General features: G+C 60.8%; 29 protein-coding genes. 22 read left to right on the top strand and 7 right to left on the bottom strand.

Annotation, left to right across the window (positions count from 1 at the left end; genetic code table 11):
- Window positions 1-59: 59 nt before the first annotated feature.
- On the top strand, window positions 60-377 hold the full coding sequence (locus ABJN75_RS23355; protein ID WP_348442079.1) for a hypothetical protein: 318 nt from the start codon (window positions 60-62) through the stop codon (window positions 375-377).
- A gap of 5 nt (window positions 378-382) precedes the next feature.
- On the opposite strand, the gene ABJN75_RS23350 is transcribed toward ABJN75_RS23355, so the two are convergent.
- On the bottom strand, window positions 383-1498 hold the full coding sequence (locus tag ABJN75_RS23350) for a phosphatase PAP2 family protein (RefSeq protein WP_348442078.1): 1116 nt from the start codon (window positions 1496-1498) through the stop codon (window positions 383-385).
- Between the two features lie 661 nt (window positions 1499-2159).
- On the opposite strand from ABJN75_RS23350, the gene carB reads away from it, so the two are divergent.
- Genes carB through ABJN75_RS23325 form a run of 5 tightly spaced genes read left to right on the top strand, consistent with a single transcriptional unit; the run spans window position 2160 to window position 7929 of the window.
- Window positions 2160-5642, top strand: a complete 3483-nt coding sequence (carB, locus tag ABJN75_RS23345; protein ID WP_348442077.1) for a carbamoyl-phosphate synthase large subunit — start codon at window positions 2160-2162, stop codon at window positions 5640-5642.
- A gap of 23 nt (window positions 5643-5665) precedes the next feature.
- Window positions 5666-5860, top strand: coding sequence for a type II toxin-antitoxin system HicA family toxin (locus ABJN75_RS23340; protein ID WP_348442076.1), 195 nt, complete (start codon window positions 5666-5668; stop codon window positions 5858-5860).
- Window positions 5861-5864: 4 nt separating this feature from the next.
- Window positions 5865-6143 carry a type II toxin-antitoxin system HicB family antitoxin gene (locus tag ABJN75_RS23335; RefSeq protein ID WP_348442075.1) on the top strand — a complete coding sequence of 93 codons (279 nt, stop codon included), beginning with the start codon at window positions 5865-5867 and terminating at the stop codon, window positions 6141-6143.
- Window positions 6144-6180: 37 nt separating this feature from the next.
- Window positions 6181-6642: an SRPBCC domain-containing protein gene (locus tag ABJN75_RS23330; protein WP_348442074.1), complete on the top strand. Its 462-nt coding sequence runs from the start codon at window positions 6181-6183 to the stop codon at window positions 6640-6642.
- 51 nt (window positions 6643-6693) lie between these two features.
- The gene (locus ABJN75_RS23325) at window positions 6694-7929 is read left to right on the top strand and encodes a DUF2235 domain-containing protein (protein WP_348442073.1); all 1236 of its coding nucleotides are present in this window, start codon (window positions 6694-6696) and stop codon (window positions 7927-7929) included.
- A gap of 161 nt (window positions 7930-8090) precedes the next feature.
- On the opposite strand, the gene ABJN75_RS23320 is transcribed toward ABJN75_RS23325, so the two are convergent.
- Entirely contained in the window at window positions 8091-8639 is a 549-nt protein-coding gene (locus ABJN75_RS23320) for an NADPH-dependent FMN reductase (protein WP_348442072.1), read from the bottom strand.
- 93 nt (window positions 8640-8732) lie between these two features.
- Here ABJN75_RS23320 and ABJN75_RS23315 point away from each other — a divergent pair, with 93 nt between their 5' ends.
- Window positions 8733-9101 (top strand): helix-turn-helix domain-containing protein, encoded by a 369-nt coding sequence (locus ABJN75_RS23315; protein WP_348442071.1) that lies wholly within the window; start codon window positions 8733-8735, stop codon window positions 9099-9101.
- A 5-nt stretch (window positions 9102-9106) separates the two neighbouring features.
- Here the strand turns inward: ABJN75_RS23315 and ABJN75_RS23310 are convergent, their stop codons facing one another.
- Window positions 9107-10147, bottom strand: coding sequence for an endonuclease/exonuclease/phosphatase family protein (locus tag ABJN75_RS23310; protein ID WP_348442070.1), 1041 nt, complete (start codon window positions 10145-10147; stop codon window positions 9107-9109).
- 259 nt (window positions 10148-10406) lie between these two features.
- Here ABJN75_RS23310 and greA point away from each other — a divergent pair, with 259 nt between their 5' ends.
- Together greA and ABJN75_RS23300 are read left to right on the top strand one after the other, a co-directional pair.
- A complete protein-coding gene (gene greA / locus ABJN75_RS23305) occupies window positions 10407-10883 on the top strand; it encodes a transcription elongation factor GreA (RefSeq protein ID WP_348442069.1) in 477 nt (158 codons plus the stop codon).
- 28 nt (window positions 10884-10911) lie between these two features.
- Window positions 10912-12006: a glycosyltransferase family 4 protein gene (locus ABJN75_RS23300; RefSeq protein ID WP_348442068.1), complete on the top strand. Its 1095-nt coding sequence runs from the start codon at window positions 10912-10914 to the stop codon at window positions 12004-12006.
- Between the two features lie 39 nt (window positions 12007-12045).
- Here the strand turns inward: ABJN75_RS23300 and ABJN75_RS23295 are convergent, their stop codons facing one another.
- Entirely contained in the window at window positions 12046-12516 is a 471-nt protein-coding gene (locus tag ABJN75_RS23295; RefSeq protein ID WP_348442067.1) for an Lrp/AsnC family transcriptional regulator, read from the bottom strand.
- Between the two features lie 286 nt (window positions 12517-12802).
- On the opposite strand from ABJN75_RS23295, the gene trxB reads away from it, so the two are divergent.
- Both trxB and ABJN75_RS23285 read left to right on the top strand, forming a co-directional pair.
- The gene (gene trxB, locus ABJN75_RS23290; RefSeq protein ID WP_348442066.1) at window positions 12803-13777 is read left to right on the top strand and encodes a thioredoxin-disulfide reductase; all 975 of its coding nucleotides are present in this window, start codon (window positions 12803-12805) and stop codon (window positions 13775-13777) included.
- Window positions 13778-13831: 54 nt separating this feature from the next.
- Complete coding sequence (locus ABJN75_RS23285) at window positions 13832-14728, top strand: LysR family transcriptional regulator (protein ID WP_348442065.1); 897 nt, start codon at window positions 13832-13834, stop codon at window positions 14726-14728.
- 561 nt (window positions 14729-15289) lie between these two features.
- On the opposite strand, the gene ABJN75_RS23280 is transcribed toward ABJN75_RS23285, so the two are convergent.
- Window positions 15290-16342, bottom strand: a complete 1053-nt coding sequence (locus ABJN75_RS23280; RefSeq protein ID WP_348442064.1) for an NAD-dependent epimerase/dehydratase family protein — start codon at window positions 16340-16342, stop codon at window positions 15290-15292.
- Between the two features lie 93 nt (window positions 16343-16435).
- Here ABJN75_RS23280 and ABJN75_RS23275 point away from each other — a divergent pair, with 93 nt between their 5' ends.
- From ABJN75_RS23275 to ABJN75_RS23265, 3 genes are all read left to right on the top strand, one after another.
- Window positions 16436-17347: a LysR family transcriptional regulator gene (locus ABJN75_RS23275; RefSeq protein WP_348442063.1), complete on the top strand. Its 912-nt coding sequence runs from the start codon at window positions 16436-16438 to the stop codon at window positions 17345-17347.
- 83 nt (window positions 17348-17430) lie between these two features.
- Entirely contained in the window at window positions 17431-18351 is a 921-nt protein-coding gene (locus tag ABJN75_RS23270) for a diacylglycerol kinase family protein (RefSeq protein ID WP_348442062.1), read from the top strand.
- A 130-nt stretch (window positions 18352-18481) separates the two neighbouring features.
- A complete protein-coding gene (locus ABJN75_RS23265; protein WP_348442061.1) occupies window positions 18482-18886 on the top strand; it encodes a DUF2177 family protein in 405 nt (134 codons plus the stop codon).
- A gap of 56 nt (window positions 18887-18942) precedes the next feature.
- On the opposite strand, the gene ABJN75_RS23260 is transcribed toward ABJN75_RS23265, so the two are convergent.
- Window positions 18943-20145, bottom strand: a complete 1203-nt coding sequence (locus tag ABJN75_RS23260) for a pyridoxal phosphate-dependent aminotransferase (RefSeq protein ID WP_348442060.1) — start codon at window positions 20143-20145, stop codon at window positions 18943-18945.
- A 188-nt stretch (window positions 20146-20333) separates the two neighbouring features.
- On the opposite strand from ABJN75_RS23260, the gene ABJN75_RS23255 reads away from it, so the two are divergent.
- Entirely contained in the window at window positions 20334-21284 is a 951-nt protein-coding gene (locus ABJN75_RS23255) for an EAL domain-containing protein (protein ID WP_348442059.1), read from the top strand.
- A 138-nt stretch (window positions 21285-21422) separates the two neighbouring features.
- Complete coding sequence (locus tag ABJN75_RS23250; protein WP_348442058.1) at window positions 21423-21683, top strand: hypothetical protein; 261 nt, start codon at window positions 21423-21425, stop codon at window positions 21681-21683.
- On the opposite strand, the gene ABJN75_RS23245 is transcribed toward ABJN75_RS23250, so the two are convergent.
- Window positions 21667-22227: a hypothetical protein gene (locus ABJN75_RS23245; RefSeq protein ID WP_348442057.1), complete on the bottom strand. Its 561-nt coding sequence runs from the start codon at window positions 22225-22227 to the stop codon at window positions 21667-21669. The genes ABJN75_RS23250 and ABJN75_RS23245 overlap by 17 nt on opposite strands.
- Before the next feature lie 72 nt (window positions 22228-22299).
- On the opposite strand from ABJN75_RS23245, the gene ABJN75_RS23240 reads away from it, so the two are divergent.
- The 6 genes from ABJN75_RS23240 (at window position 22300) to ABJN75_RS23215 (ending at window position 26648) form a co-directional block, all read left to right on the top strand.
- The gene (locus ABJN75_RS23240) at window positions 22300-23484 is read left to right on the top strand and encodes a PQQ-dependent sugar dehydrogenase (RefSeq protein WP_348442056.1); all 1185 of its coding nucleotides are present in this window, start codon (window positions 22300-22302) and stop codon (window positions 23482-23484) included.
- 72 nt (window positions 23485-23556) lie between these two features.
- Entirely contained in the window at window positions 23557-24054 is a 498-nt protein-coding gene (locus tag ABJN75_RS23235) for a DUF1499 domain-containing protein (protein WP_348442055.1), read from the top strand.
- Window positions 24055-24142: 88 nt separating this feature from the next.
- Window positions 24143-25027, top strand: a complete 885-nt coding sequence (locus ABJN75_RS23230; protein ID WP_348442054.1) for a DMT family transporter — start codon at window positions 24143-24145, stop codon at window positions 25025-25027.
- A gap of 299 nt (window positions 25028-25326) precedes the next feature.
- The gene (locus ABJN75_RS23225) at window positions 25327-25569 is read left to right on the top strand and encodes a DUF1344 domain-containing protein (protein ID WP_348442053.1); all 243 of its coding nucleotides are present in this window, start codon (window positions 25327-25329) and stop codon (window positions 25567-25569) included.
- A 257-nt stretch (window positions 25570-25826) separates the two neighbouring features.
- Window positions 25827-26069: a DUF1344 domain-containing protein gene (locus ABJN75_RS23220; protein ID WP_348442052.1), complete on the top strand. Its 243-nt coding sequence runs from the start codon at window positions 25827-25829 to the stop codon at window positions 26067-26069.
- Between the two features lie 366 nt (window positions 26070-26435).
- Window positions 26436-26648 (top strand): cold-shock protein, encoded by a 213-nt coding sequence (locus ABJN75_RS23215; RefSeq protein WP_097105498.1) that lies wholly within the window; start codon window positions 26436-26438, stop codon window positions 26646-26648.
- Window positions 26649-26842 lie beyond the last annotated feature (194 nt).

Here is a 26842-nt window from a genome sequence, read left to right as displayed (position 1 = left end):
CTGATCAGCTCGGCTCAACCCAGACAGGACTACACTGCGCACTTGCGAAGAGGTGGACAATGCTCAGATTGCTGATTGCCGGATTGGTACTGATACTACCGGTGAGCCAAGCGCTCGCCGGCAAGGCCGCCGTGGCCCGCGGCGCGCGCGTGGTCGACGAATGGTGCCGCGACTGCCATGTGCGCGAAGGCGAGCAACTGACCGCCGACATGGCGCCGCCCTACTCGGCCATCGTCGCCATCGAAGGCCGCGACCGCGCCTGGTTCGAGGCCTTCCTCGAAAACGACCATTTTCCGATGACCACCTTCCGCCTGTTCGAGCATGAGAAGACCGATGTGGTGGAATGGCTGTTGGATCTGCAGCGGCGCCAGAAATAGAGGCTTCAGGCTGCGGACACCTGCCCCTCGACAACCGGCTTGCCCCCCGACATGAAACGCCGCAAGCCAAAATGCGCGGCGGTCACCAGCACGATGGAAGCATAACCGTCGATGGCGTAGTGCCATCCCAGATAGACCGAACTGGCAAGCACGAAGGCAACATAGCCAAACGCCAGAATACCCCAAAGCCGCGAGCGCTCGATGACAAACAGCGCATTCATGGTGACCAGCGCGACATGCACGCTCGGGAACGCCGAAATGCCGCCGCCAAGACCCTGCAGATGGTTCTCGTGGATAAGCCAGAGATAGCGCTGGCTGACGATCACCGACGCATCCAGCGGGCTTTGCGCCAGAAACGCCAGCAGTTCGGCGAAGCGGGCGTGATCCCCGGTCACATTGCCATGAAAGGCCGGCCCGGCGGACAGGAACGCGCCCGCCATCAGATTGCCCAGCACGATCCAGACGAACATGAACATCAGCAGATAACGCTTGCGCACTGCGTCGGCCTTTGGCGAAGTGACCACGAAAAACAGCGCGCCAAAACACACCGTGAACCAGACCTCGCCGTAGTTGATTTCGGCGATCAGGCGCACCACGCCGTTGCCCGCGACCGCGTGCAGCAGCCGCCAGGGATCGGTGCCCAAATGCAGCGCCGCATCAATGCCCGCATGCAGCCTGTCATAGGGAAAGCCACCGAACATTGCCGGCAACGACGATTTGATCGTGGTGAAAGTGCCCTGGAACACGGCGATTCCTGTCATCATGATCATGCCCGCCAGCAGGCTCGCCAGCCGCCCGGCGGAAAATGTCCGTCTGAACGCCAGCGACCGCCGCGCGTCAAACCGCACCACCACGGCGATGGCATCAAAGCTCAGCGCCACCAGCGGCATCATCAGCAGGAAGCCCTTGACCGCAGGCATGGCGTAGCTTGCATGCGCGGTGCCGCCCGGATCGCCGACGGCCACGAGAAAGATCAGCCCGAGCACGGTGTAGCCCAGCACCGCATAGTAAAACCACGCATCCTGCCTGAGCCGCGCGACCCCTTGCGCCACCAAAGGCCGCACCATCGCCGGCGCCAGGGAGGTTTCAGGCGCAATCGAAGCTGTTGCATGATCGGTCATATTCGCGGCCCACTCTGCCAAATATCCGAAACACGGACGCAAAAATCCGGAGCCCGGACTGTGCGGCAATAAACTTAACAGGGCGTGACATTGGGGAAATTGGAGCAGGGCGAGGCCAACCGCCGCTTCACCCCTTCTCAAGGCTTTCCGCGATCCATATCTTGATCTGCGCCTGCCGGGTCACGCCGAGGCGTTGAGGCTGCTTGACGAGACTGCGGACGACCCGGGCCGGGAAATCGACATAGACACATTTGGGCACCAGTTCGCGACGGCGCAGCGACCTGACATCAAGGTGTTCGATGACGCTCTCGCCATCATCAAATGCGCGGTCGAATTCCTCAGCGGCAATTGTGTTTCAGGCTGTCATGAGCATCACATTCGCCTTTCGCCACATCTCACACTAAGCACGACAAGAAGTTCCAAAACCATGCGAATACACCGCTGCTACCGCCATACCCGCCTTGAGCCGGATCACCATGCCGGCATTTGCCTCCCCTTTCACCCACTTTCCGCTTAACAATGCCCTATTGGGGGTTCCCTCGCGGCATCCATTTCCCTATAAGCCGCGTTTAGCCTCACATATCGCGCACGGCGTCTCCCGGATGGTTGATTTCCGACGGGAGAATTTTTGCGCGAAGCCCGCGCACAAGGGACCCGGACCATGCCAAAACGCACCGATATCAAGTCGATCCTCATCATCGGTGCGGGACCGATTGTTATCGGGCAGGCTTGCGAATTCGACTATTCCGGCACGCAAGCGGTCAAGGCGCTGAAGGAGGAGGGTTACCGGGTCATCCTGGTCAACTCCAACCCGGCGACGATCATGACCGATCCGGGCCTCGCCGACGCCACCTACATCGAGCCGATCACGCCGGAAGTTGTGGCCAAGATCATTGCGCGCGAGCGCCCCGATGCGCTGCTGCCGACCATGGGCGGCCAGACCGCGCTCAACACGGCCCTGTCGCTCAAGCGCATGGGCGTGCTCGAGCGCTACAATGTCGAGATGATCGGCGCCAAGCCGGCCGCCATCGACATGGCCGAAGACCGGGCGCTGTTCCGCGAGGCGATGGCCCGCATCGGGCTTGAAACGCCGCGCTCGTTTCTGGCCAACGCCACCGAAATCAAGGACACCGACCGCAAGCTGCACGAGGCCGAGCGCAAGCTGTTGCGGGACAAGCTGTCGGGCGACGAACTCGACACCGCGCTCGACGCGCTGGAAAACACCTGGAACCTCGGCGAATCCGACCGCAAGCAGCGCTATATGAGCCACGCCATGGCCCAGGCCGTGCAGGCGCTCGACCTGATCGGCCTGCCTGCCATCATCCGGCCATCGTTCACCATGGGCGGCACCGGCGGCGGCATTGCCTACAACCGCTCGGAATTCTTCGACATCATCGAAAGCGGGCTTGATGCCTCGCCGACCACCGAAGTGCTGATCGAGGAATCTGTGCTGGGCTGGAAGGAATACGAGATGGAGGTGGTGCGCGACACCGCCGACAACTGCATCATCATCTGCTCGATCGAGAACATCGACCCGATGGGCGTGCACACCGGTGATTCGATCACCGTGGCCCCGGCGCTGACCTTGACCGACAAGGAATACCAGATCATGCGCAACGCCTCGATCGCGGTGCTGCGCGAGATTGGCGTCGAGACCGGCGGCTCCAACGTGCAATTTGCCGTCAATCCTGTTGATGGCCGTCTGGTGGTGATCGAGATGAACCCGCGGGTCTCGCGCTCGTCGGCGCTGGCCTCGAAAGCCACCGGTTTCCCGATCGCCAAGGTCGCAGCCAAGCTCGCGGTCGGCTACACACTGGATGAGCTGGAAAACGACATCACCCAGGGCGCCACGCCGGCGTCGTTCGAGCCGTCGATCGATTATGTGGTGACCAAGATCCCGCGCTTTGCCTTCGAGAAATTCCCCGGCGCCGAGCCGCTGCTGACCACCGCAATGAAATCGGTCGGCGAAGTCATGGCGATTGGCCGGACATTTGCCGAAAGCCTGCAGAAGGCGCTGCGCGGGCTTGAGACCGGACTGACCGGGCTTGATGAAATCGAGATTCCCGGCCTGGGCGAAGGCGACGATGACAACGCCATCAAGGCAGCCATCGGCACGCCGACGCCCGACCGGCTGCGCATGGTGGCGCAGGCCATGCGGCTCGGCATGAGCGCCGAAGAGGTGCATTCGATCTGCAGGATCGATCCGTGGTTCCTCGCCCAGATCGAAGACATTCTCGCCATGGAAGCCCGCATCCGCGCGCACGGCATTCCGAGCGACGCCGAGAACCTTCGGCTGGTCAAGTCGATGGGATTCTCCGACGCGCGGCTGGGCTCGCTGACTGGCAAGCGTGGCAACGAAGTGGCCAAGGCCCGCCATGCGCTGGGCGTGCGCCCGGTCTACAAGCGCATCGACACCTGCGCCGCCGAATTTGCCTCGCCGACGGCCTATATGTATTCGACCTACGAAGTCCCGTTTGCCGGCGCGCCGGCTTGCGAGGCCCGCGTTTCCGACCGGCAGAAGGTGGTGATCCTCGGCGGTGGCCCCAACCGCATCGGCCAGGGCATCGAGTTCGACTATTGCTGCTGCCACGCCGCCTTCGCGCTGAAGGACGCCGGCTATGAGGCGATCATGGTCAACTGCAATCCGGAAACCGTGTCGACCGATTACGACACCTCCGACCGGCTCTATTTCGAACCACTGACCGACGAGGACGTGCTCGAAATCCTCACCAAGGAACAGGAAGCAGGCACGCTCAAGGGCGTCATCGTCCAGCTTGGCGGCCAGACCCCGCTGAAGCTCGCAGAAGCTTTGGAGAAAGCCGGAATTCCAATTCTGGGCACCGCGCCCGACATGATCGATCTGGCCGAAGACCGCGACCGTTTCCAGAAACTGTTGCACAAGCTCGATCTGGTCCAGCCCAACAACGGCATCGCCTACTCGGTCGAGCAGGCGCGGCTGGTGGCCACCGACATCGGCTTCCCGCTGGTGGTTCGCCCGTCCTATGTGCTTGGTGGCCGCGCCATGCAGATCATCCGCGACGAGACCAACCTGTCCAACTACCTGCTCGGCACAGTGCCCGAGCTGGTGCCCGAGGACATCAAGGCGCGCTACCCCAACGACAAGACCGGCCAGATCAACACCCTGCTCGGCACCAATCCGCTGCTGTTTGACACCTATCTGACCAACGCCATCGAGGTCGATGTCGATTGTCTGTGCGACGGCACCGACGTCAATGTCACGGGCATCATGGAGCACATCGAGGAAGCCGGCATCCACTCGGGCGATTCCGCCTGCTCGCTGCCGGTCCACACGCTGTCACCCGAAATGGTCGACCGCCTTGAAGAGCAGACCATCGCCCTGGCCAGGGCGCTCAATGTCGGCGGGTTGATGAACGTGCAATACGCCATCAAGGACGATGTGATCTACGTGCTCGAGGTCAACCCGCGCGCCTCGCGCACCGTGCCGTTTGTCGCCAAGACCGTCGGCTCGCCAGTCGCCAAGGTGGCAACACGGGTGATGGCTGGCGAGAAGCTGGCCGAGGCTTTCGCAGCCTACGGCGCTGTCCCCAACCACCGCACGCTGACCCACATTGCCGTGAAAGAAGCCGTGTTCCCGTTTGCAAAATTTCCCGGCGTCGACACGCTGCTCGGACCGGAAATGCGCTCGACCGGCGAGGTCATGGGGCTCGATCGCGACTACGCGCTGGCCTTTGCCAAGGCACAGCTCGGAGCCAGCGTCGACCTGCCGCGTTCGGGCCGGGTGTTCGTCTCGGTACGTGACGAGGACAAGCCGCGCGTCATCGAAGCCATCCGCATTCTGGTCGACAACGGCTTCAAGGTGATGGCGACGTCGGGCACCGCCGATTATCTGCGCGAACAGGGCATTGAGGTCGAGCACGTCAACAAGGTGCTCGAAGGCCGCCCGCACATCGAGGACGCGATCCGGAACCGTCAGGTGCAGCTGGTGATCAACACCACCGAGGGCGCCAAGACCATCTCCGATTCCAAATCCCTGCGCCGAGCCGCCCTGATGCAGAAGGTGCCCTACTTCACCACCATGTCAGGCAGCCTGTCGGCCGCCCAGGCCATTGCGGCGCTGAAGGCCGGCAATCTCGAAGTGCATCCGTTGCAGAGCTATTTCTGAGGCGGGTTGAGAGGGATGAGTTGATGCTGCGAGACAGCCGCGATATAATCAAACGCCTGAAGGCGGATGGTTTCGAGCTGGTATCGACGCGTGGATCGCATCACAAGTTTCGTCATTCGGCGGACGGCAGAGTTGTAATTGTCACCCATCCGCGCAAGGATATTCCAGCTGGAACCGTCCGTTCAATCTACGCGCAGGCACGCTGGCCCAAGGACTGAGACAATGGCTTACTACATCGCTCTCATTCACAAAGAACCCGACAGCGGTTACGGCATTTCTTTCCCCGACGTTCCTGGTGTGACGGCTGTAGCCGATACGCTGGACGAGGCGATGCGCGAGGCTGCGATTGTTTTGGCGTTTGCTTTTGAAGACTGGAACGGAGAGCAACCGGTTCCCCGCTCGCTCGATGCGCTACGGCAGGACAAGGAGTTTCTCGAGCGTTCAGCCGACACGGTCGTCGCCGCCGTCACCCCGGCGCCAAGCCTCGGGGTTGCGGCCTGAGCGTTAAATGGCAGCGGTGCCGGCACGACGAGCTTCAATGACCAAGTCCATCGAAATCATCAACGACCGCCTTTTTCCGGTGGCCCGTCAAACGCTTTTCAGCGCCTTTGCAGACCCCGAAAAACTCGCTGCATGGTGGGGTCCGGAAGGGTTCACCAACCACATCTCAAGCTTCGATCTGAAGCCCGGCGGACACTGGCTGATCACCATGACTGCTGACAACGGCACCGACTTTCACAACCGCTGGACCTTCGAGGATGTTGTCGAAGGCCGGATGGTGCTCATGACGCACCACGAACCGGTGCATGTTTTCACGCTCGAGATGCGCTTTGCCGATGAGGATGACGGCGCACGCCTGTCATGGCGCATGGTCTTCGACCGCACGGACCAGAATCAAGCAATGGAAAAATTCCTGCACGCCGCCAATGAACAGAATTTTGACCGGCTGCAGCGGTTGCTGGATCGTACTGACGGCTCCCGTCCACCCCTCCCCCTCTGATTGCCCCCTCCTCCACCTTCGCGTATCCTCCTTCCGGTGGAGGGCCGCGCGATGGCCAAGAACATCGTCATTCTGCTGGATGGTACGTCGAACCAGATTTCCGGCGACCGGACCAATGTGCTCAGGCTCTATGGCTCGCTGAAACGCTCGACAAAGCAACTGGTGTTTTATCAGCCGGGTGTCGGCAGCTTCGGGCTGACCGGTTGGTGGCGGCAACTCAGGTCGAAAACCCGCATCGTGCTGGGGCTGGCCACCGGCGCGGGCATTGCCGACAATGTGATGGAGGCCTACCGCTTTCTGGTCGAAAACCATGAATATGGCGACAGGATCTATATTTTCGGCTTTTCCCGCGGCGCCTATACCGCGCGGTTGCTGGGCGGTTTCCTGCGGATCATCGGACTGGTGCGCAAGGAACAATTGCAGCTCGTGCGCTATGCCTGGCGTGCCTACACACGGCTGGGTCAGCCGGGCACCCGCGACTTCGCCGCCGAGATCGGCCACTTCCAGAAAGTGCTGGGCGGCAGCGGCGTGCGCATCGAATTCCTCGGCCTGTGGGACACGGTTGCCTCGGTGTTTGACGCCACCGCCGGCTTCCCCTGGCTGACCACCACCCAGAAAGCCTACACCAACGAGAACAACCGGGTGAAGATTGTCCGTCACGCCGTGGCGATTGACGAGCGGCGGACCTATTTCCAACCCTCGCTGTGGGAGCCGGGGCAGGATTACGAGGAGTGGTCGACCAAGGCCCGCGCTTACCAGAAGCGGCCGCAGGATTTTGAGGAAGTCTGGTTCGCCGGCTGCCACGGCGATGTCGGAGGCGGCTACCCGGATGCAAGAAGCGGGCTGGCCAAGATCCCGCTCGAATGGCTGTTCCGCGAAGCCGTGGCTGCCGGGGTGCGCGGCGACGAAGCTGTGTTCGAACTGCTGACCCATGGAGACAGGGCCGGCGAGGATACACAGGCAAAACCGGAACTCGCCCGTGACGAGGCGGCGAAAACCCAGAAGCGTTATGGCGCGCCCGACCCGCTGGCCGACATCAACAATTCGATGAACCCCGGCTGGGCCATTGTCGAGTTTCTGCCGCGCAAGGTACCGAAAACCTCGTTTTACCGGCAATTGCAGTTGGGCCGGGTCTATTGGCCGGTATTCGATTACCGCCGCATTCCCGAAGGCGCGAAACTGCATGAAGCGGTGATCGAGCGCCTGCAAAACCGGCCCGACTATAAGCCGCCCAACCTGCCCAGAACCTATGAAGTGGCGACAACCCGCACCCCTCCCCGAACATAAGCCGTCCGGGCGGCTCGTGTTTGGCTTGAAGCAGAACGGATGCGTCCGGTTTTCAAACACAAATCTCCCCGTCGCCTTGTGGGGAGGCGACGGGGAGTTTTCCAACTGGGCGGAGTCGCGCAACTCTGGAAGCCGGAATTCTCAGCGAAAATGAGGTCAGGCTATTTACCGGTGGTGGCGATCCAGTCGGCGAAGCTGTTCACCCAGCCTTCAAGATAGGTCTTGGTGTTCTCGTCGGTGATGGCGCCATCCTCGCCGAAATGCTCCGGCTTGTAGGCATAATAGAGTTCGGGCTGTCCCATTACCGCGGTTCCCACGGTGACCATGGTGGTACGCAGATGATGCTGGGCGACCGCCGTACCGATCACGCCGGGCGAGGTGCCGGTGATCGCAACCGGTTTGCCGGCCCAGGAGTTCTTGCCCCAGGGACGCGTCGCCCAGTCGATGGCATCCTTGATCACGCCGGGATAGGTGCGGTTATACTCCGGAATGACAATCAGAACCGCGTCCGCCGCCTCGATTGTCGCCTTCAGTGCGGTAACCGCTTCGGGGACATTGTCCCACAGATCCTCATTGTAGTGCGGCAGATCGGCAAGCTCGGCATAGACGAACTCCATCCGTCCGGCTGCCAGCTTTTCCAGGGCACCGGCGAATTTGCGGTTGACCGACTCTTTTCGCAGCGAGCCGACCAGAACAGCGATTTTTGTCATGATGGTTTCCTTGTATAAAAAAGTAACTGACGCTACTTATGAAACCGCTACCGCGCCCACAAGACGGCACTTTTTTGAACCTGGGGCACCCGAATGAAACCACGTGACCTTCACACTCCCGGCCAATGTCAGGTGGCCAACGACGTGATTTCGCTGGTCGGCGACAAATGGAGTGTTCTGGTGGTCAGCACGCTCGGAAAAGGCCGGATGCGCTTCTCCGAGATCAAGCGCGCCGTCGAGGGTATTTCACAGAAAATGCTCACCACCACCCTGCGCGGGCTCGAACGCGACGGCTATCTCACCCGCACGGTGTTTCCCACGGTGCCGCCGCGTGTGGACTATGAGCTGACCGCGCTCGGCTTCGAATTGCTCGAACCCGTGTCAGCACTGGGCCAGTGGGCAATTACCAATCACGCCCGGGTGATCGAGGCGCGCCGCGCCTATGACGGCAAGACGGATTGACCCTGCTACTCGGCCGCACTCTCAATCGTCGTCACCACCGGCGCATGATCGGACGCGCGTTCCTTTGGCGGACCGGTTTCGAAATGGTTGTCGAAGACCTCGACCTTTGTCACCGCACCGCGGCGGCGCGGGTTCTTCGGGTTAAGTCCGTTGGAGACCACGCAATAATCCAGCACCGAGCCCGCGATGATGCCGCCATGGGTATTGGGCCGCACCAGCCCCTGCATCACCACCAGGTTGAAACTGTCATAGAGCTTGTAGACATGCTTGAGATAGGCGAATTCTTCAGGGATCGCATTGGCGGCAACGCTGCCCCAGGACCAGACCCGGTCGGCCTGGGTGAGGATCGAGATCGTGTGCGAGGCCGGATCCTCGTTGAGATCGCCAAGCAGAATGACCGGCGCGTCGGGTTCGGTGTCGATGCTCTGCCGGAACAGACGGTACATCGCGCCGGCTTCGGCGGCACGCTTGGCCACCTGATTGACGCCGGCCATGGCGCGCTCCATGTAGGTGGTGCGGATCTTGTCGCCCCAGTCGGCCAGCGCATCAATGTCATCATCATCGACAAAGGCGCCCTGGGATTTGAAATGGCAGACAAAGATCCTGGTCAGGCCCAGTCCCGGAAGCTCGATCAGCGCATCAACCGGCGTGCGCGAGAAATTGAAATCCGCATCAATCACCGTATCGTCGGGAACGCCGGCAACGCCCGAAAGCGGTCTGACGCTGACAAACGGGTAACGCGAGGCGATCGCCACCGTGGCGTTGACATAAACAGCCGGATCATCCTCATCGAACATCGGGTGGCCGGTGCAGAAGAAATGCGGATAGCCGCTCGCTGCCATCAGCGCACCCAGTTCCTCATGTGACACCACTTCCTGAAAACCGATCACATCGGCGTCCATCCCGGCCACCATGGACGTGATCCAGGCTTTCTTCTCCGCCCACTGCGTTTGCGAATAGGTCGCGGCCGGCTTGCGTTCGTGCCAGAAAATGCCCGGTTCCGCGAAATGATAGAGATTGAACGTCGCCATCTTCAGCGCAGCCATGACCCGCTCCTTGAAAATTCAGGGTTGTAGCACCACATCATGTCACCGTGGCGAAGGACAGCCAAGCGGTGGCTGCGGCGTTGTTTTCGGACACTGACGCTCCGGATATTTTTCAGGTGAATTTTCCTAGCGGATTTGATAAGCCTGAGAAGAGGATACAGTGGAACGGCTCCGAAGTAACCGCTTCGGGCGCCGTTTCGTTTTGTGTACAGCCGCCATTTGTGATGGCGTCGGTGCGACTTGGACAAGGATGAGACCGATGGTTGAGAAGGTTCCGATGACGCAAGGAGGCTACGTCAAGCTGCAGGAAGAACTGCGCTGGCGCCAGCAATCCGAACGGCCGCGGATCATCGAGGCGATTTCCGAAGCGCGCGCTCATGGCGACCTTTCCGAGAATGCCGAATATCATGCGGCGAAAGAAGCGCAGAGCCACAATGAAGGCCGCATCGGCGAGCTTGAGGATTTTGTCGGCCGCGCCGAGATCATCGACCTGTCGAAGCTGTCGGGTGACACCATCAAGTTTGGCGCGACCGTCAAGCTGGTCGACGAAGACACCGAAGAGGAAAAGACCTATCAGATCGTTGGCGACCAGGAAGCCGACGTGAAGGAAGGCCGGATTTCGATTTCTTCGCCGATCGCCCGCGCACTGATCGGAAAATCCGTTGGCGAATCCGTCGAGGTTGTCGCTCCCGGTGGCTCCAAGGCCTACGAGATTCTCGCGGTGAAGTGGGGCTGACGCCCCCGTTCAGCTCAGGGATCCCGGCATGAGCACGTCTTCCGCCAGCTCCCCTGGAAATCCCGGCGGCGCTGGCGCAAGAGACGGGCTGTTCGTTCTCAACATGCACCGCAATTTCACCGGTGTAACCGCGACCGCGGCTGCCGTGACCCGTCAGCAGCTTGACCGTTACGACATCAGGCTCGTCGGCCGGTCGTTGCCTGGCTGCCCGGGCCCGATTTCGTTCCTCCAGGCCGTGCGGGCATCGCGTCAGAAGCCATCCGGCAAGCCGTTTCACATCTGGCATGTGCGCCGCAATCCCGAGATGCAGGCCGGAATTTTCGCCCGTGACATCCTCAGGCTGCCAATCAGGCTGGTGTTCACCTCCGCCGCCCAGCGCCGGCACAGCGCGCTGCCGCGCTGGCTGATCTCGCGCATGGACGCGGTGATCGCCACCACCCCGGAGGCGGCGGAATATGTGCCGGGCGTCCGCGCCGTCGTGCCGCACGGTGTCGACACGCTGCGCTTTCATCCCGCCGCATCACGCAACCAAGCCTGGGCAGCGAGCCCCTACCCCGGCATTGGCGGCATCGCCACCATCGGCCGCGTCCGCCCGGAAAAAGGCACCGACCGTTTCGTCGCCGCGATGATCGAAGCCCTGCCACACCTGCCCGGATACACCGCCCTGGTGATCGGCAAGACAGCGCCCGAACATACGTCTTTCCTGGCCGGGCTGAAACAGCAGGCTGCCGCGGCGGGACTTGCGGAACGGATCCTGTTTCCAGGCGAGATCGGTCCGGACGCCCTGCCCGATCTGGTGCGCGGACTGAGCCTGCTGGTGGCTCTGCCGCGCTATGAAGGCTATGGAGTCACGCCTCTGGAGGCCATGGCGTCGGCGGTGCCGTTTGTGGCAAGCGACGCCGGATGGTTCAGCGAATTTTCCGGCGACGGAGCGGCCGGGGCAGTCGTCCCTGATGGCGATCCCGGCATGGCAGCCGCGCAGATAACCGCGATACTGTCCGACCCCGCGCGCCACCAGACGATGGCCGAGGCGGCCAGAACACGCGCCGTCGAAAATTTCAGCGTGGCTGCGGAAGCCGACGCAATCGACGCGGTCTATCAGCAACTCTGGTCGCAAACCTGATCCGTCACGCTCCGGCGCGGAGTTGAGTGGCCGGCAGAACTACAGCGCCACAAGCCCCTCATCCTTGACCTGACGGATGGTCAGCATGGTGCGCACCGTGTCGACATTGTCTGTGGCTGTCAGCTCTTCGATGACAAAGTCCTGAAAATGGGTGAGATTGCGCGCCACGCAATGCAACAGGAAATCACTCTCGCCCGACACCATCCAGGTTTCCCGCACGATCGGCCATTCCTTGGTTCTGGCGGCAAACGCCTTGAGATTTGCATCCGACTGATGCTTGAGCCCGACCAGGCAGAACGCAACGAGGTCGAATCCGAGGCTTGGCGCATTCAACTGGGCCCGGTAGCCGCGAATGATCCCCGCCTTCTCGAGCTTGCGCACCCGTCTGAGGCACGGCGGCGCCGAAATGCCCACCCGCTCCGACAGCTCGACATTGGTCATCCGCCCGTCTTTTTGCAATTCCCGCAGGATCTTGAGATCGATCACGTCGAGTTCGGCCTTGATTGCCATGGGATCATTCCTGTTTCCGGCACCACATTCCGCACCAAAACTGCCGTGCGACGAAACTTTATTGCGTCAGCGCGCAGTCTCTGTAAAGAGTTGGCGGACCAATCACGCGCGATGTTCTGTGTGTAACCGCTTTGCAAAGCTTGAAACCGGGGCTTGCCCATACCTAAATAGGCTCAAAGCCGAAAGTCATGATGGCGTCAGCAGCCTGTTTGCGGATTTTCGCCATTGATGCGTCTCTGTGGATGGCCCAAACTGACGCCACACAACATCTCTACAGGATTGTCCTATGTCCACTCGCCATGTTCCCGTTCTCATCATCGGCTCCGGCCCCGCCGGCTACACGGCCGCGATCTATGCCGCCCGTGCAATGCTCAAGCCGGTGCTGATCGCGGGCATGGAGCAAGGCGGGCAATTGATGATCACAACCGAGGTGGAAAACTATCCCGGATACGCCGATCCGGTGCAAGGCCCCTGGATGATGGAGCAGATGCTCAAGCAGGCCGAGCATGTCGGCGCTGAAATCGTCAACGATCTGGTCACCCAGGTCGAGTTGAGCGGGCGGCCGTTCACGGTGAAGACCGATTCAGGCGCGGTGTGGACCTGCGATTCGCTGATCGTCGCCACCGGGGCACAGGCCAAATGGCTGGGAATTGAAAGCGAAAAGGAGTTCATGGGTTTTGGCGTCTCGGCGTGCGCCACCTGCGACGGCTTTTTCTACCGGGGCAAGAAGGTCATCGTTGTCGGCGGAGGCAATTCTGCCGTCGAAGAGGCGCTGTATCTGTCCAATCTCGCTGCCGAAGTCACCGTTGTGCACCGGCGCGACGAATTCCGCAGCGAAAAGATCCTGCAGCAGCGGCTGTTTGAAAAACCCAACATCAATGTGATCTGGAACACGGAAGTGACGGAGTTTCTGGGCGAGCCGGCCAAGCCGCCAATGCCCGCCTCGGTCAACGGGGTCAGGCTCAGGAACCGCGTAACCGGCGAATCCTCCGACATGCCGATTGACGGGGTGTTTGTTGCCATCGGCCATGCGCCCGCCGTCAGCCTGTTCAAGGACAAACTCAAACACAAGCCGAACGGCTATCTGTGGACAGCGCCGGATTCAACTGCCACGGATGTCCCCGGTGTATTCGCCGCCGGTGATGTCACGGACGACATTTACCGTCAGGCGGTGACTGCGGCGGGAATGGGATGCATGGCGGCTTTGGAGGCCGAACGATATCTGGCAGGTCATGTCAGACACGCGGAAGCCGCAGAATAGGCGCATAAGCGCCAGATAAGGGCCCGATCAACGGGCCAGGGGGACGAGAGCTTGATGCCACTCGACTGGGATAAACTGCGCATATTTCACGCGGCTGCGGAAGCCGGATCCTTTACTCATGCCGCGGAAAAGCTGCATCTGTCGCAATCGGCCATAAGCCGTCAGGTTTCCGCGCTGGAAATGGATATCGGCGCCAAGCTGTTTCACCGCCATGCCCGCGGCCTGATCCTGTCCGAGCAAGGCGAGATTCTCTACCAGACCGCCCACGAAGTGCTGATGAAGCTCGAATCGGTCAGGAACCAGCTGACCGAGACCCGTGAAAAGCCCTCGGGCAAATTGCGGGTGACAACGACGGTTGGCTTCGGCCAGGGCTGGCTCACCGAAAAAGTACAGGAATTCCAGTCGCTCTATCCCGATGTCCAGGTGCAACTGCTCCTCGACAACGAGGAACTGGACGTCAATATGCGGCAAGCCGACTGCGCCATAAGGCTGCGCCAGCCGCAACAACCCGACCTGATCCAGCGCCGCCTGTTCACCGTGCACATGCACGCCTATGCCGCCCCCTCCTATCTCGCGCGTCACGGCGAGCCCAAGACACTCGAGGACCTCGACAACCACCGAATCATAACCTTCGGCGAACCGGCGCCGAATTATCTGCGTGACGTGAACTGGCTTGAACAGGCCGGGCGGACCCCGGACAATCCGCGGATCGCGCAACTGCAGATCAACAACATGCCCGCTGTCCGCCGCGCCACCCTCAATGGCGCCGGGATATCGCTGCTGCCCGACTACATGATCAACCGCGATCTGGGCCTGGTGCAGCTCAACATTCCGGCCGACATACCCTCGTTCGATACCTATTTCTGCTATGCGGAGGAAATGAGAAATGCGGCCAAACTCAAGGCTTTCCGGGATTTCCTGATCAACAAGGCGCGCAACTGGAGCTATTGAGGCGCCCGCTGTTGAGCGCAATACCGGGCGCACGCACCGGCGCGACTATAAAACCAGCACCACAAATATTGCTTATATTTTAGTCAATATTCAAGCCATGCAATACCCGCATAGCTGACATGCGCCTCTCTCTCTTGCGTATTGCTCAAGAAAGCACCATATCGATTACAGCTGATGCACCTTTGGCGGCCTACTCCTCCCAGTGCCGTCGCATGAGCTGTTCCCCTCTGGAGGTTTTTTAACCTTCATACCTATTGGGCCCGAGAGCAATCTCGAGGCCCATTTTTTTGTCCGGATTCCGAGCCGCACGTGCCTGTTTTTCAGGCCATGCAGTCATCACATGGCTGACATGCGCATCATTCCCTTGCACAGTGGTCAATTAAACACCATATCGACTGCAGCTGATGCAGTTATGGCGGTCTACTCCTCCCAGTACCTCCGCATGAGCTGTTCCCCTCTGGAGGTTTTTAACCTTCATACCTATTGGGCCCGAGAGCAATCTCGAGGCCCATTTTTTTTGGCCAGATGCGGCGATAGCCGGATCTGCTGGCTAACCGGCTCTCATGCTGAAACTCTTTCGTCGCCGGCAAGTACCACGGACCGCGCACCACCCGGTCCGGTCTGTTCTGCAAGACACCCGAGACTTTGCAGGGTCAGGCGGACAGCTTCGTCGATCGGCGTGCGCGGTTCCGCGCCGAGAAAAGCCACCAGCTTGTCATTGCGCATATGCAATGCAGTCCGCCAGAGATAGCGCATCTCGATCAACTCACCGCATACCGGGACAAACGGTCTGGCCAGATACAGCATCCACCAGGCAAACCGCTTGATCGGCAATCCGGCGCGGCCTGTGACCCTGCAGATCGCCTCTCCCATCTGCCGGCCGTCAGCGTCCCAGAAGCCTTCCATGTGAAAGCGGGCGAAGGGCTGCAGCTCATCGGCCCGGGCGACCAGCCTGACCATGGTTTCGGCGACATCAGGCAGATAGGCCCATTGATGGCCGACGCCGGGGTCAGCCGGATTGGTGATTGCCTTCAGCGGCCCGCCGGGCTTGATCACGGCCTGCGCAAACCAGTTGTTGCCGGCGCCCGGTCCGAAGAAATCCCCTGCCCGGACGATGATGACCTGGGTGCCGCTGCTGGCGGCGGCTTCAAGCCGCTGTTCGAGCGCCACCCGGATCCTGCCCTTCACCGTTGCCGGGTTCTGCGGGCTGTCCTCGGTGATGCCGGCAAACGCCTGGGGCGCATAATTGTAGATGGTGCCGGGCATCAGGATTTTCGCGCCCACGGACTTGGCCGCGGCGATGGTGTTGTCGATCATCGGCAGCACCAGCGTGCCCCAGTTTCGGTATCCGGGAGGATTGACCGCATGAACAATCAACTCGGCTCCTGCGGCTGCGCGCATCACATCGTCGCGGTTCATGGCATCGCCGCTGAGCCACTCGTAGTCAGGCCTGCTGATCGCTTGATCAGTGGCCTTCCGGTGCATTGCCCGCACGGTGTAGCCGTTGCCCAGCAGCTTTGCCGCGACCGCACCGCCGATGCCGCCCGTAGCCCCCAGCACAAGTGCCACACGCTTGCCCGCCATCGGAGCTGCGCTTTTCTCATTGTCAGTCATTGTCGATCTCCTTGGGTTGCGATGAAGCCAATATGGCGGCAAACTCGGATAACCGGAATTGCGCAAATCTCTGCATCCGCTATATATAAATGTATGTCTATGCTTGCTCTCGACTGGGATCACTACCGAACCTTTCTCGCCATCCTGCAGGAAGGCTCGCAGTCGGGTGCCGCCCGGGCGCTGGGGCTGACCCAACCCACCATCGCCCGCCACCTCGACGCGCTGGAACGGGCCGCCGGCAAGCCGCTGTTCCTCCGCTCCTATCAGGGGCTTGTGCCCACAGAGACGGCACTGAGCATGCGCAGCTATGCCGAAACCATGGCCGCAAGTGCTGCGGCATTGGCACGGGCCGCCTCGGGCGATGGCGACAGTCCTGAAGGCACCGTGCGCATCAGCGCCAGCGAAGTGATTGGGCTTGAAGTGCTGCCGCCGATCCTGACCGAACTGCAACACCGCTACCCGCGCCTGAAGATCGAGCTCTCGCTCTCCGATATGGTCGAGGATATTCTCAAGCAGCAGGCCGACATCGCCGTGCGCATGGTCAAGCCAAGCCAGGGCGCACTGGTCAGCCGGCGGATCGGCGGCATTCCGCTCGGCATGTTTGCCCATCGCCGCTATCTCGACAGGTATGGAACACCCGAAACGGTCGAAGATCTGTCACACCACCGGCTGATCGGCTTTGACCGCCAATTCGCCTATGTCCGCGAAATGCTGAAAACATACCCCACCATGGCGCAGGTCCGCTTTGACTTCCGCTCTGACAGCAATGTCGCGCAACTGGCAATGATCCGGGCCGGCGGCGGCATCGGCATGTCCCAGATCGGACTGGGGATCCGCGATCCGGACCTGGTGCATCTGTTGCCCGGGCAGATCGAGCTTCAGCTGATGACCTATCTGGTCATGCATGAGAACCTGAGAATGGTTCCGCGCTGCCGGGTCACTTTCGATGCCCTGGCGGAAGGCTTACTTGCCTATCGAACAGCAACAGCCGCCCCAGCCGCCTGAGCCACGGTGATTTGCGGGATAGATTGGAACTTTAGCTCTGCCGCCGTGTTATAAAGCGGTGTTCCGCACCCTGGGGAGTAGCTATGCGCACGACACTCATTCTCAATCAGGACGGCGGGACCATTCGCGGAATGGATGCCCGCGAGTTCGGCGACATGGCGGCTGCGAAGCTGTCCGGCAATGGTGGCGAGGCCACCGTTCGGCTGGTCTCCGGCAGCGAGCTAGTCGATGCGCTCAAAGATGCCGCAGCGGACAAGGACACCGGCACCATTGTGGCGGGCGGCGGCGACGGCACGATTTCAGCCGCGGCTGCGGCCTGTTTCCACTCCGGCAAGACGCTGGGAGTTATTCCGCTGGGCACGATGAACCTATATGCGCGAAGCCTGGGACTGCCGCTCGATCCGCAGGCCGCGATCGAGGCGCTGGCCACAGCCAGGCAGCAGCCGCTCGACATAGCCACAGCCAATGGCCGTCCCTTCATTCACCAGTTTTCAGCGGGCATGCACGCCCGGCTGGTGCGCCAGAGGGAAAAACTCGACACCTCGACCCGCGTCCGGAAAATCGCCTCGACCCTCAAGACCCTCGGTCGGGTCATCATGAGGCCGCCGCGGTTCGCGGTGGAAATCGACACCGGATCGGGACCGGAGCGACAGGTCGTCTCCGCGATCTCTGTGTCCAACAATCTGTTCGGAGACACGCCGCTGTCCTATGCGCCGATTCTGGACCAGGGCGTGCTGGGTATCTACCGCTCGAGGGCGCTGTCCTCGGCCACGGTTGCGCGCATGGCGCTCAACGCGGCGTTTGGAAAGCTGCAGGACGATCCGGACGTGACATCGCGAACCGCGCAAAAGGTGACGCTCAGGTTCTCCGACAGCCGAAGCGGCTCGAAAGCGGCCATTGACGGCGAAATCGTCTCGCTGGAAAGCGAGGTCGAGTGCGTCAGCCATGCCGGGGCCCTGCAGGTTCTTGTCCCCGACACCTACGCCGGAGCGCGCGAGAAGTGAACCGCCCGCACCGATTGTGCGTACCAAGGATGACAAACAGCAACATCCTAAAGGGCATCTCCATGAACGGCACTGAAAAGGCACTCCACCAAACCTGCGCACAGCAACCGCGCCTGCCGGGGAGCCGCCGATGATTCCCGCCGGCTTCCTCAAGGCCTGGGGCGGGGCAGCGGTTTTCCTGCTGCTTATTGACGCCATCTGGCTCGGCCTCGTCGCCCGCGGCTTCTACAGCCGCCAGCTTGGCGAACTGATGCTCGACAGTCCCCGTCTGTCGATCGCTGCGCTGTTTTACGTGATGTATTCGGCCGCAGTCGTGATTCTGGCGTCAGCGCCTGCCTTCCGCTCGGGTTCGCTGACCGACGCGCTGCTGCTCGGCGCCATCCTCGGCTTCGCCGCCTACGGCACCTACGACATCACCAACCTGTCGACGCTGAAGAACTGGCCGCTGATGATGAGCCTCGTCGACATGGCCTGGGGAACCCTGCTGACCGCCGCCGCCTCCGCGGTTGGCTTTTGGATGTTGCGCTGGAGCTGAAATGAAAACGACCGCCCCGAAAGGGCGGCCGCAATTGCTACAGTGAAACAGTCAGCTTAGCGCAGCGCCGCGCAGAAGCGCTGGATGCGGTTGCAGGCTTCTTCGAGCAGTTCCTCCGAGGTGGCGTAGGAAATGCGGAAGTTCGGGCCCTGACCAAAAGCCGAGCCGTGCACCACGGCCACGCCTTCGGTTTCCAAGAGTTCGGTGACGAAATCCTCATCAGACTCGATCACCTTGCCTGACGGCGCGGTCTTGCCGATGCAGCCTGCACAGGACGGATAGACGTAGAATGCACCTTCAGGAACCGGACACTGAATGCCCTTGGCCTGGTTGAGCATCGAGACCACCAGATCACGGCGGCCGCGGAAGATTTCCTTGTTCTTCGGAATGAAGTCCTGGGTACCGTTGAGCGCTTCCAGCGCTGCCCACTGCGCAATCGAGCAGGCGCCCGATGTCTGCTGGCCCTGGATCATGTCCATCGCCTTGATCAGTGCCAGCGGACCGGCCGCATAGCCGATGCGCCAGCCGGTCATCGCATAAGCCTTCGACACGCCATTCATGGTCAGCGTCCGGTCTTTCAGCGAAGGCTCGATCTGGGCCGGCGTGGTGAAGACGAAATCGCCATAGGTCAGGTGCTCGTACATGTCATCGGAGAGGATCCAGACATGCGGATGGCGCATCAGCACATCCGTAAGCGCCTTCAGCTCGGCTTCGGTATAGGCCGCACCCGAGGGGTTGGATGGCGAGTTGAACATCAGCCACTTGGTTTTTGGGGTAATTGCAGCTTCCAGATCGGCGGCAGCCAGCTTGAAGCTGTTTTCAATCGTGGTTGGCACGAACACCGAAGTGCCGCCGCAGATCGCCACCATTTCCGGATAGCTCACCCAGTAGGGCGCGGGGATGATGACTTCGTCGCCGGCGTTCAGCGTCGCCATGAAGGCGTTGAACAGGATCTGCTTGCCGCCGGTGCCGACGATGGTCTGCTGCCAGTCATAATCGAGATTGTTCTCGCGCTTGAACTTTGCGGCAATCGCCTTGCGCAGCTCGGGGATGCCCGACACCGGCGTGTACTTGGTCTCGCCGCGATTGATCGCGTCGATTGCCGCTGCCTTGATGTTGTCGGGCGTGTCAAAATCCGGTTCGCCGGCTCCGAGTCCGATGACGTCGCGGCCCTGGGTTTTCAGTTCCCGCGCTTTTTGGGCAACGGCGATGGTGGCGGATGGTTTGACCCGGGAAAGGGCGTCGGCGAGAAAGGCCATGGAATGCGCTCCGGTGCTAGAACGTGATGCAAATGGCGCGGCGCCCGCGCCCGTGTGTCTCTATGTCGCAACGAGGTCGCCGATGCAAGTCGCCAAACCGGCCTGTGACGACAGATTTAACCTTGCGGAAAGATATGGCGGCTAGACTCGGATCTTACGGCTGCACGCTAACCGGAGACCTGCGCAAAATGCCAGGGCGTCGCGATCCGCATTTTCTGCAAGACGACCGGGGCTTTTACACCACGTCCTACGGTCCATTTATGCTGCGGTCCGCGTTTCAGCCGATTTTCAGCCAGAATAAACACGGCATCCTCACCATAGAGGCTTTCGAGGCGCTCATCCGGGCGCAGCGGAACGGCCAACCGGTTTCGCCGGAACATTTCTTCTCGCTGGTCGAAAAGGACGACGCCGTCGCCGTCGACACCTTGTGCCGGGAACTGCACATTCTCAACATGGGCAAGCTCGGCCGCAAGAAAGCCCGGCTGTTCATCAATTTCAATCCCGGCCTATTTGACGCCGCGACCGACATCCAGGCTGAAGCCGATCGTATGGTCGAGATCACAGTGAAAGCCGGCCTCAGGCCAGGCCGCATCGTCTGTGAAATCACCGAACAGGGCAGCCGCGACGAAGCGGTGCTCCACAGGCTGGTCGCGGCTTTGCGCTCGCGGCTTTTCAGGATTGCCGTCGATGATTACGGCGCTGATGATTCCGATACCAGGCGGGTGGATGAGCTCAAGCCCGACGTGCTCAAATTCGACGCGGCCTGGGTGCGCCGCTTTACCGAGACATCGGCGGGCATGGGTCTGCTCAAGCTGATGGTGGAACAATTCATCGAGCGCGGAATAACAGTGCTGTTTGAGGGACTCGAGGAAGATCATCAGATTGAATTCTGTCAGGAAATCGGCGTCCAGCTGATGCAGGGCTATGCCCTGGCGCGTCCGGAAATCGTGCCAAGGACATTTGATGACCGCTTCCCCGAACAGACCCCGGCGCCAGCAGCAGACACGGCTAGCCAATTCCGAAACCAGCTTCCTGGCGGCGTGACGCCGCAGGAACCGGCGACAGCCTATATGCAGGCGTCATCGCCACGCCCCCACCTTGCGCGCCGGGCGGCGACATTCGGCAAACGCACGCGCTGAAGCGTCCCCCACTCACGCGCCGTTAACCACCGACACATTGTTGACACCACAAGAGTGCGGCCTTGCCACAATCCTGACCGATTGCAGACGCGTTCCGGCAGTTAAGTGTCTCCCAACAGCAATGAACGGGAAAACCCCATGGTTCCGGACGATGACTTCCTACTTGCCAAACCCGGCCATCGCGAAAGCGTGACTGTCCTGAGAATTGCCCTGATGGCGCTTGCGGGATGCCTGCTGCTCTTGTCAGTGCTCATCATCCAGGCCCGAGCCGAGCCTGGCGCAGAACTCCACCGGACGCTCGGCACAGCCCTTTCTCCCGTCCCCGCCCAATGCCTGAACCACAAGGTCGGGGTGTCGGATGGCTGGCATCCCGGCATGCGTGTCAAAGCTTCGTGCTGAGAGCATCCCTGCGCGCCGACAGGGCCGCCAGCGCTGCATCGGGATTGGCCAGTCCGGAGACAACCAGCGGGTTGTCATTCTCCCGCCTGATCACCAGCGACCCGGCGCCAGTGATCCAGCCCGACAATCCCCGTCGAAGGACCAGTCCGGTCACTGCCGGATAAGCGACAATCACCGGATCGCGCGCCGGAAAACCCGGATGGGCTTCCAGATGCGCGCCGCGAAGCGTGAGCCGGGTCGTCGCCAGCCGCAGCCCGGCATAGGCAAGAAGACAGGGCACGCCGATCACCAGAACCACAAGGCAGACACGAGCCAGCACGCCATCGCCCCGGCCCGTCGCGTGCAGGTAGAACCACAAGGCGGCATAGCCGCCGGCCACCACCAGTCCCGGCAGGAACAAGGCCGGGGCACTGGCGCGCCAGCAACCCCGGCGACGGGCTTCTCCCGAGCCGTTGTTTTTGCTTTCCATCTGCGAATCGGCATTGTTCATGACAGGCAAGTGTAGCCGTAATTTTTCCATCGTCACCGGTGAGCTTGACGCCATGCAACCTTTTCATGTGTCTTTTGCATCCCATATCTTACAAAGAACGCAAACCGGAAGGCCAGGCAGGTGACAATGACCGACACCCCGATCAAACCCAAGCGCATCATGGCGGCTACCGGCCTCTCCGTGGTCGTTGTATTTGCCGCCGCTGGCGGCGTGGCGGCGCGGGACACGATACCGACCCAGGAGGTCAGCGTCGATGTCGAGATCCTCGCCACCGGTCTTGATCATCCCTGGAGCATCGAAGTGCTGCCGGGTGGTGCGCTGCTGGTCAGCGAGCGAAGCGGCGCTTTGCGCCTGGTACGCGACGGAGAGGTCTCCGCGCCGGTGTCGGGTCTGCCTGATGTGGCCGTCCAGGGTCAGGGCGGTCTGCTCGACATTGCCCTGGCCAGGGATTTTTCCACCAGCCGCACAATTTTCATGAGCTACAGTACACGCAATGACACCGGACTGGGAACCGCGATCGCCCGCGCCCGGCTCTCCGAAGACGCAACGGCGCTGACGGACACGCAGGAAATATTCCGCATGAACCGGTTCTCCCAGGTTGGCCGGCATTTTGGCTCGCGCATCGCGGTTGCCGGCGACGGAACGCTGTTCTTCACGATCGGTGATCGCGGCGAAAGCGAACGCGCACAGAATTTTGGCGATCATGCCGGCGCCGTGCTCAGAATTGCTGCCGATGGTGCGATTCCCGCCGACAATCCCTTCGCGCCAGGCAGTTCCGATGCCACCGGCAGGCAGGCACCGGAGATCTGGTCAAAAGGCCACCGCAATTCGCAAGGCCTCGACATCGACCCGAAAACCGGCGTGCTTTACGCTGTCGAACACGGCGCGCGCGGCGGTGACGAGGTCAACAGACCCGAGCCAGGCCGCAATTATGGCTGGCCGGAGATTTCCTACGGACGCCATTACACCGGGGCCGAAATCGGCGTCGGTGTCGCAGCAGACGGTTACGAACAACCCGCGCATTACTGGGATCCATCGATCGCTCCGGGCGGCATGGCGGTGTATCGCGGCGAAATGTTTCCAGAATGGAATGGCGATCTGCTGGTGGGCGCGTTGAAATTCCAGATGCTGGTCCGGCTTGACCTCGACGACGAAACCGGCGAAGTGCTGTCGGAGGAACGCATGTTCAAGGGACATTACGGTCGCATCCGCGATGTCCGTGTCGCTCCTGACGGCGCAGTGTTGATGGTGACCGACGAAGACAACGGTTCGATCCTGCGATTGTCACGCACGCCGGAATCGCTTGACTGAGCAATCCGGCGAATATCAGGTTCTGGCCGGTCTCAGGCCAGCCATGAAATTTCCAAAGGCTGAAACAGACCCATGTTCAAGACCATTGCGTTGAGTGTTGTTACGCTCATTGGAATTTTGCTCATCGCCTTTGTGTTGGTCGGTCGTGAACGCAGCTGGGTAATGATCGCCGGATCACCGGATCGGGGCCCCCGTGATTTCAGCGCCAACCTTCGCAGTTCGACACCCAATGACGCCCTCGCCTGCAGCCCCGGACTTTGTGACAGTCCGGACTTTGAAATCGCGCCCGTCGATGACGCTCCACCCGTTGCCATCGCACAGCTGTCGGAGCGGCTGCTTGGCAACGATCCGCTGGCGCGCAGGATCGATGACCGTTCGAATCCGGCCAGGGCGCGGTTTGTCACCTACACGCCGCTGATGCGATTTCCCGATGTGATTCATTTGCAGGCCAGCCCCCTGCCCGACGGTCGCACCGGGCTGATGGCCTATTCGGCGGCTCAACTCGGCAAGTCAGACCTCGGCAAGAACCGCGCCCGGCTCGAGGCCCTGTTCGCCATGCCGCGGGACTGAACCAGGCAACGGCCACGACCCGGCTTGCTCCCGGCCTGGACACCTGCTAGCCGATCTCAAGTCATGATATAACTTGCCGGACGGATCCATGCCGCGTCACATCGCCAATCTGCTGCTTCTTCTTGCCGGCGCCATCTGGGGTGCGGGCTTTGTCGCCCAGTCGACCGCGATGGAAAGCATTGGTCCGTTCCTGTTCGTCGGCATGCGCTTTCTGGTCGCAGCCATTGTGCTCGCGCCTTTTGCCTGGCGAGAATCGCGCAAGGCCAGCCATCCGGTGTCAAAAGCTCATCTGCGCGGATTTGTGCTGATCGGGCTGGCGTTATTTCTTGCCATGGCCCTGCAACAGGTCGGCCTGACCATAACCAATGTGACAAATTCCGGCTTCCTGACCGGGCTTTATGTGGTTTTTGTGCCGTTCATCACGCTGCTTGCGCTCGGCCAGAAGCCGCATCCGGTGATCTGGCCGGCGGTGCTGATGACATTTGCCGGGATCTGGATGCTGGCTGGCGGCAGCCTTGCCGATCTCAATGGCGGTGATCTGCTCACCATCGGCTGCGCCTTTATGTATGCGGTGCAGGTCATTCTGGTTGGCCGTTACGTCGGACCGAGCGGGCGGCCGCTGACATTGTCCTTCGTGCAGTTCACGCTTGCCTCCGTGCTTGGTCTCGGCGTCGGGTTGGCAAGGGAGAGCTTCGATCTGGTATCGCTGACATCAGCCCTGCCGGAAATCCTGTATGCCGGGGTGATGGCGACAGGGCTTGCGTTTACCCTGCAGGTGATCGGACAGCGCTACACCACCGCGCCGCAAGCCGCGATTTTCCTGTCGACGGAATCGCTGTTCGCCGCCCTGTTCGCCGCAGTGCTGCTTGGCGAACAGATTCCGGCTCTGGGCTATGCCGGTGGTCTGCTGATCTTTTTGGCCATCCTGCTGGCCGAGATCGGTCCGATGGTGCGACGGCAACCGGCAACCTGATTTTATTTCGAACCTTTCAGTCGTGGATGTGATCACCGCACCGACCCTGAGTGTGCGGCATCGCCATAATCCGGGCGGAATCGCGGCAACAACAAAGGCTTGAGCGCCAAGCAATTTTCAACGAATAGCCTCGCAAGCCGATCAAATATGACCGGTCCGCGTCACAATGTGGCTAGATTATGTCTTTGTTTTTGTTGATTTTATTTACGCCAAGTGATTTGCCTGATGCGGCGGTCGTCACCTAGTTTCACCCTGCACACACCAAGAGTGGTGCACAACCAAGACAGGGAGACATCACCATGATGAAAACTATTCTCGCAGCAGCTTCGGTACTCGCGATGGCAGGCACAGCCTTTGCCGCGGAAGTCGAAGGAGTGGTTACCAATTATGATCCTGCCACCAAGATGATCGTGCTTGAAAGCGGCGAGGCTTTCAGCGTCGCCGACGGCGTTGAACTCGATGGTCTGCAGCCCGGTGGAAAAGTTGTCATCACCTACAATGACGGCACCACCGACGCCACCGCTGTCAGCGTGGTGGAATAAGTCGCCGGCTGCTGGTTGGGCTCCCGATCCCGGCCAGCAACATCACCTCAAGGCGGGAAATATCGGCACAAAAGCGCAATCGATCCATCCGGATCATGGCAAAATTGTGCCGCTTTCCGCCTTGAAAAATATATCTTTTCCCCGCTTGCGCACGGCTTGAACCCGGCGCATATCGCAACTGTCCCACCGCCGCCGATACCTGTCCGGCACATCTGCCGGCCGGCTGCGGAGCGGGCTCAAAACCATGGAAAACACCAATGAAAAAGTTCGTTGCAATCGCTCTCGCATCCGCAGCCATGATCTCCTCGGCTTTCGCCGGTGAAATCGAAGGCGTCGTCAAGACAATCGACCAGGCCGCAGCCACAGTCGAATTGGAATCCGGTGAAGTCTTCACCATTGCCGAAGGTTTGGAAGTCGAAGGCGTCGAAGCCGGCAAGACCGTCATGATCATGTTCGACGACGGCTCCACAGAAGCCACCGATATCCAGATCGTCGAATAATTTCAAAAACCTGGCCGGGTTGCTCCAGGCAATCCGGCCAGGCCGGGATACCAAGGCAGGCGCGCGTCTTCAAACTTTTGCTTGCCAATTTCCATCAAAACAATCATCTTTTATCTGTTCGGGCAATTTGCGAACACGGGAAGACCAGAAACATGCGAGCCGGAGCCGCACAAAAAACTTCGGACGACTGGGATCAAAGCCCCCGCGCCATAAGGCGTATCGGGGGAAAGTCGTTACAATCAGGACCTTTCCACACACTTCAAGAACTGCCTGCCATAACCCCCGCGCCAATGCGGGATATGACATGATGCTCGCCGACCGAAAAACCCGCAGGGAGACCGGAAGGCAATCAAAGGACCTGACAGCATGGGTGAGACTGGTACCGTAAAGTTTTTTAACGTCGACAAGGGCTTTGGCTTCATCAAGCCTGACAATGGCGGGGCGGACATTTTTGTCCACATCTCCGCAGTGCAGGCCTCGGGAATGACCGGCCTTGAAGAAAACCAGAAGGTTGCCTTCGACACAGAGCCCGATCGCCGCGGCAAGGGACCGAAGGCGGTCAATCTGCGCCTCGCCTGAACGGGCAATCGCGCGGCATGAATGCAACAGGGCCCGGCGGCCACAATCGCCGGGCCTTTTTGTATCGAGGTGTCCGGCTGGAAGAGCACCTGACCACGGATGCTATTCCATTCAGCTGCCGTTCAGCTTGGCTTGGATAGATTTGGCCAAACCGGGAGAACCGGCCGCAGCAAGTTCAGCCAACCCGAAAGGAC

Source organism: Hoeflea sp. (assembly GCF_039975035.1).
In the GTDB taxonomy this organism is placed as follows: domain Bacteria; phylum Pseudomonadota; class Alphaproteobacteria; order Rhizobiales; family Rhizobiaceae; genus Hoeflea.
This window is presented reverse-complemented; position numbering and strand designations above follow the sequence as displayed.

What these genes read in the sequence shown, in the direction of transcription:
- ABJN75_RS23355 (WP_348442079.1), top strand. Translation starts at nt 60, where the DNA reads ATGCTCAGATTGCTGATTGCCGGATTGGTACTGATACTACCGGTGAGC.
- ABJN75_RS23350 (WP_348442078.1), bottom strand. Translation starts at nt 1,498, where the DNA reads ATGACCGATCATGCAACAGCTTCGATTGCGCCTGAAACCTCCCTGGCG.
- carB (WP_348442077.1), top strand. Translation starts at nt 2,160, where the DNA reads ATGCCAAAACGCACCGATATCAAGTCGATCCTCATCATCGGTGCGGGA.
- ABJN75_RS23340 (WP_348442076.1), top strand. Translation starts at nt 5,666, where the DNA reads ATGCTGCGAGACAGCCGCGATATAATCAAACGCCTGAAGGCGGATGGT.
- ABJN75_RS23335 (WP_348442075.1), top strand. Translation starts at nt 5,865, where the DNA reads ATGGCTTACTACATCGCTCTCATTCACAAAGAACCCGACAGCGGTTAC.
- ABJN75_RS23330 (WP_348442074.1), top strand. Translation starts at nt 6,181, where the DNA reads ATGACCAAGTCCATCGAAATCATCAACGACCGCCTTTTTCCGGTGGCC.
- ABJN75_RS23325 (WP_348442073.1), top strand. Translation starts at nt 6,694, where the DNA reads ATGGCCAAGAACATCGTCATTCTGCTGGATGGTACGTCGAACCAGATT.
- ABJN75_RS23320 (WP_348442072.1), bottom strand. Translation starts at nt 8,639, where the DNA reads ATGACAAAAATCGCTGTTCTGGTCGGCTCGCTGCGAAAAGAGTCGGTC.
- ABJN75_RS23315 (WP_348442071.1), top strand. Translation starts at nt 8,733, where the DNA reads ATGAAACCACGTGACCTTCACACTCCCGGCCAATGTCAGGTGGCCAAC.
- ABJN75_RS23310 (WP_348442070.1), bottom strand. Translation starts at nt 10,147, where the DNA reads ATGGCTGCGCTGAAGATGGCGACGTTCAATCTCTATCATTTCGCGGAA.
- greA (WP_348442069.1), top strand. Translation starts at nt 10,407, where the DNA reads ATGGTTGAGAAGGTTCCGATGACGCAAGGAGGCTACGTCAAGCTGCAG.
- ABJN75_RS23300 (WP_348442068.1), top strand. Translation starts at nt 10,912, where the DNA reads ATGAGCACGTCTTCCGCCAGCTCCCCTGGAAATCCCGGCGGCGCTGGC.
- ABJN75_RS23295 (WP_348442067.1), bottom strand. Translation starts at nt 12,516, where the DNA reads ATGGCAATCAAGGCCGAACTCGACGTGATCGATCTCAAGATCCTGCGG.
- trxB (WP_348442066.1), top strand. Translation starts at nt 12,803, where the DNA reads ATGTCCACTCGCCATGTTCCCGTTCTCATCATCGGCTCCGGCCCCGCC.
- ABJN75_RS23285 (WP_348442065.1), top strand. Translation starts at nt 13,832, where the DNA reads ATGCCACTCGACTGGGATAAACTGCGCATATTTCACGCGGCTGCGGAA.
- ABJN75_RS23280 (WP_348442064.1), bottom strand. Translation starts at nt 16,342, where the DNA reads ATGACTGACAATGAGAAAAGCGCAGCTCCGATGGCGGGCAAGCGTGTG.
- ABJN75_RS23275 (WP_348442063.1), top strand. Translation starts at nt 16,436, where the DNA reads ATGTCTATGCTTGCTCTCGACTGGGATCACTACCGAACCTTTCTCGCC.
- ABJN75_RS23270 (WP_348442062.1), top strand. Translation starts at nt 17,431, where the DNA reads ATGCGCACGACACTCATTCTCAATCAGGACGGCGGGACCATTCGCGGA.
- ABJN75_RS23265 (WP_348442061.1), top strand. Translation starts at nt 18,482, where the DNA reads ATGATTCCCGCCGGCTTCCTCAAGGCCTGGGGCGGGGCAGCGGTTTTC.
- ABJN75_RS23260 (WP_348442060.1), bottom strand. Translation starts at nt 20,145, where the DNA reads ATGGCCTTTCTCGCCGACGCCCTTTCCCGGGTCAAACCATCCGCCACC.
- ABJN75_RS23255 (WP_348442059.1), top strand. Translation starts at nt 20,334, where the DNA reads ATGCCAGGGCGTCGCGATCCGCATTTTCTGCAAGACGACCGGGGCTTT.
- ABJN75_RS23250 (WP_348442058.1), top strand. Translation starts at nt 21,423, where the DNA reads ATGGTTCCGGACGATGACTTCCTACTTGCCAAACCCGGCCATCGCGAA.
- ABJN75_RS23245 (WP_348442057.1), bottom strand. Translation starts at nt 22,227, where the DNA reads ATGGCGTCAAGCTCACCGGTGACGATGGAAAAATTACGGCTACACTTG.
- ABJN75_RS23240 (WP_348442056.1), top strand. Translation starts at nt 22,300, where the DNA reads ATGACCGACACCCCGATCAAACCCAAGCGCATCATGGCGGCTACCGGC.
- ABJN75_RS23235 (WP_348442055.1), top strand. Translation starts at nt 23,557, where the DNA reads ATGTTCAAGACCATTGCGTTGAGTGTTGTTACGCTCATTGGAATTTTG.
- ABJN75_RS23230 (WP_348442054.1), top strand. Translation starts at nt 24,143, where the DNA reads ATGCCGCGTCACATCGCCAATCTGCTGCTTCTTCTTGCCGGCGCCATC.
- ABJN75_RS23225 (WP_348442053.1), top strand. Translation starts at nt 25,327, where the DNA reads ATGATGAAAACTATTCTCGCAGCAGCTTCGGTACTCGCGATGGCAGGC.
- ABJN75_RS23220 (WP_348442052.1), top strand. Translation starts at nt 25,827, where the DNA reads ATGAAAAAGTTCGTTGCAATCGCTCTCGCATCCGCAGCCATGATCTCC.
- ABJN75_RS23215 (WP_097105498.1), top strand. Translation starts at nt 26,436, where the DNA reads ATGGGTGAGACTGGTACCGTAAAGTTTTTTAACGTCGACAAGGGCTTT.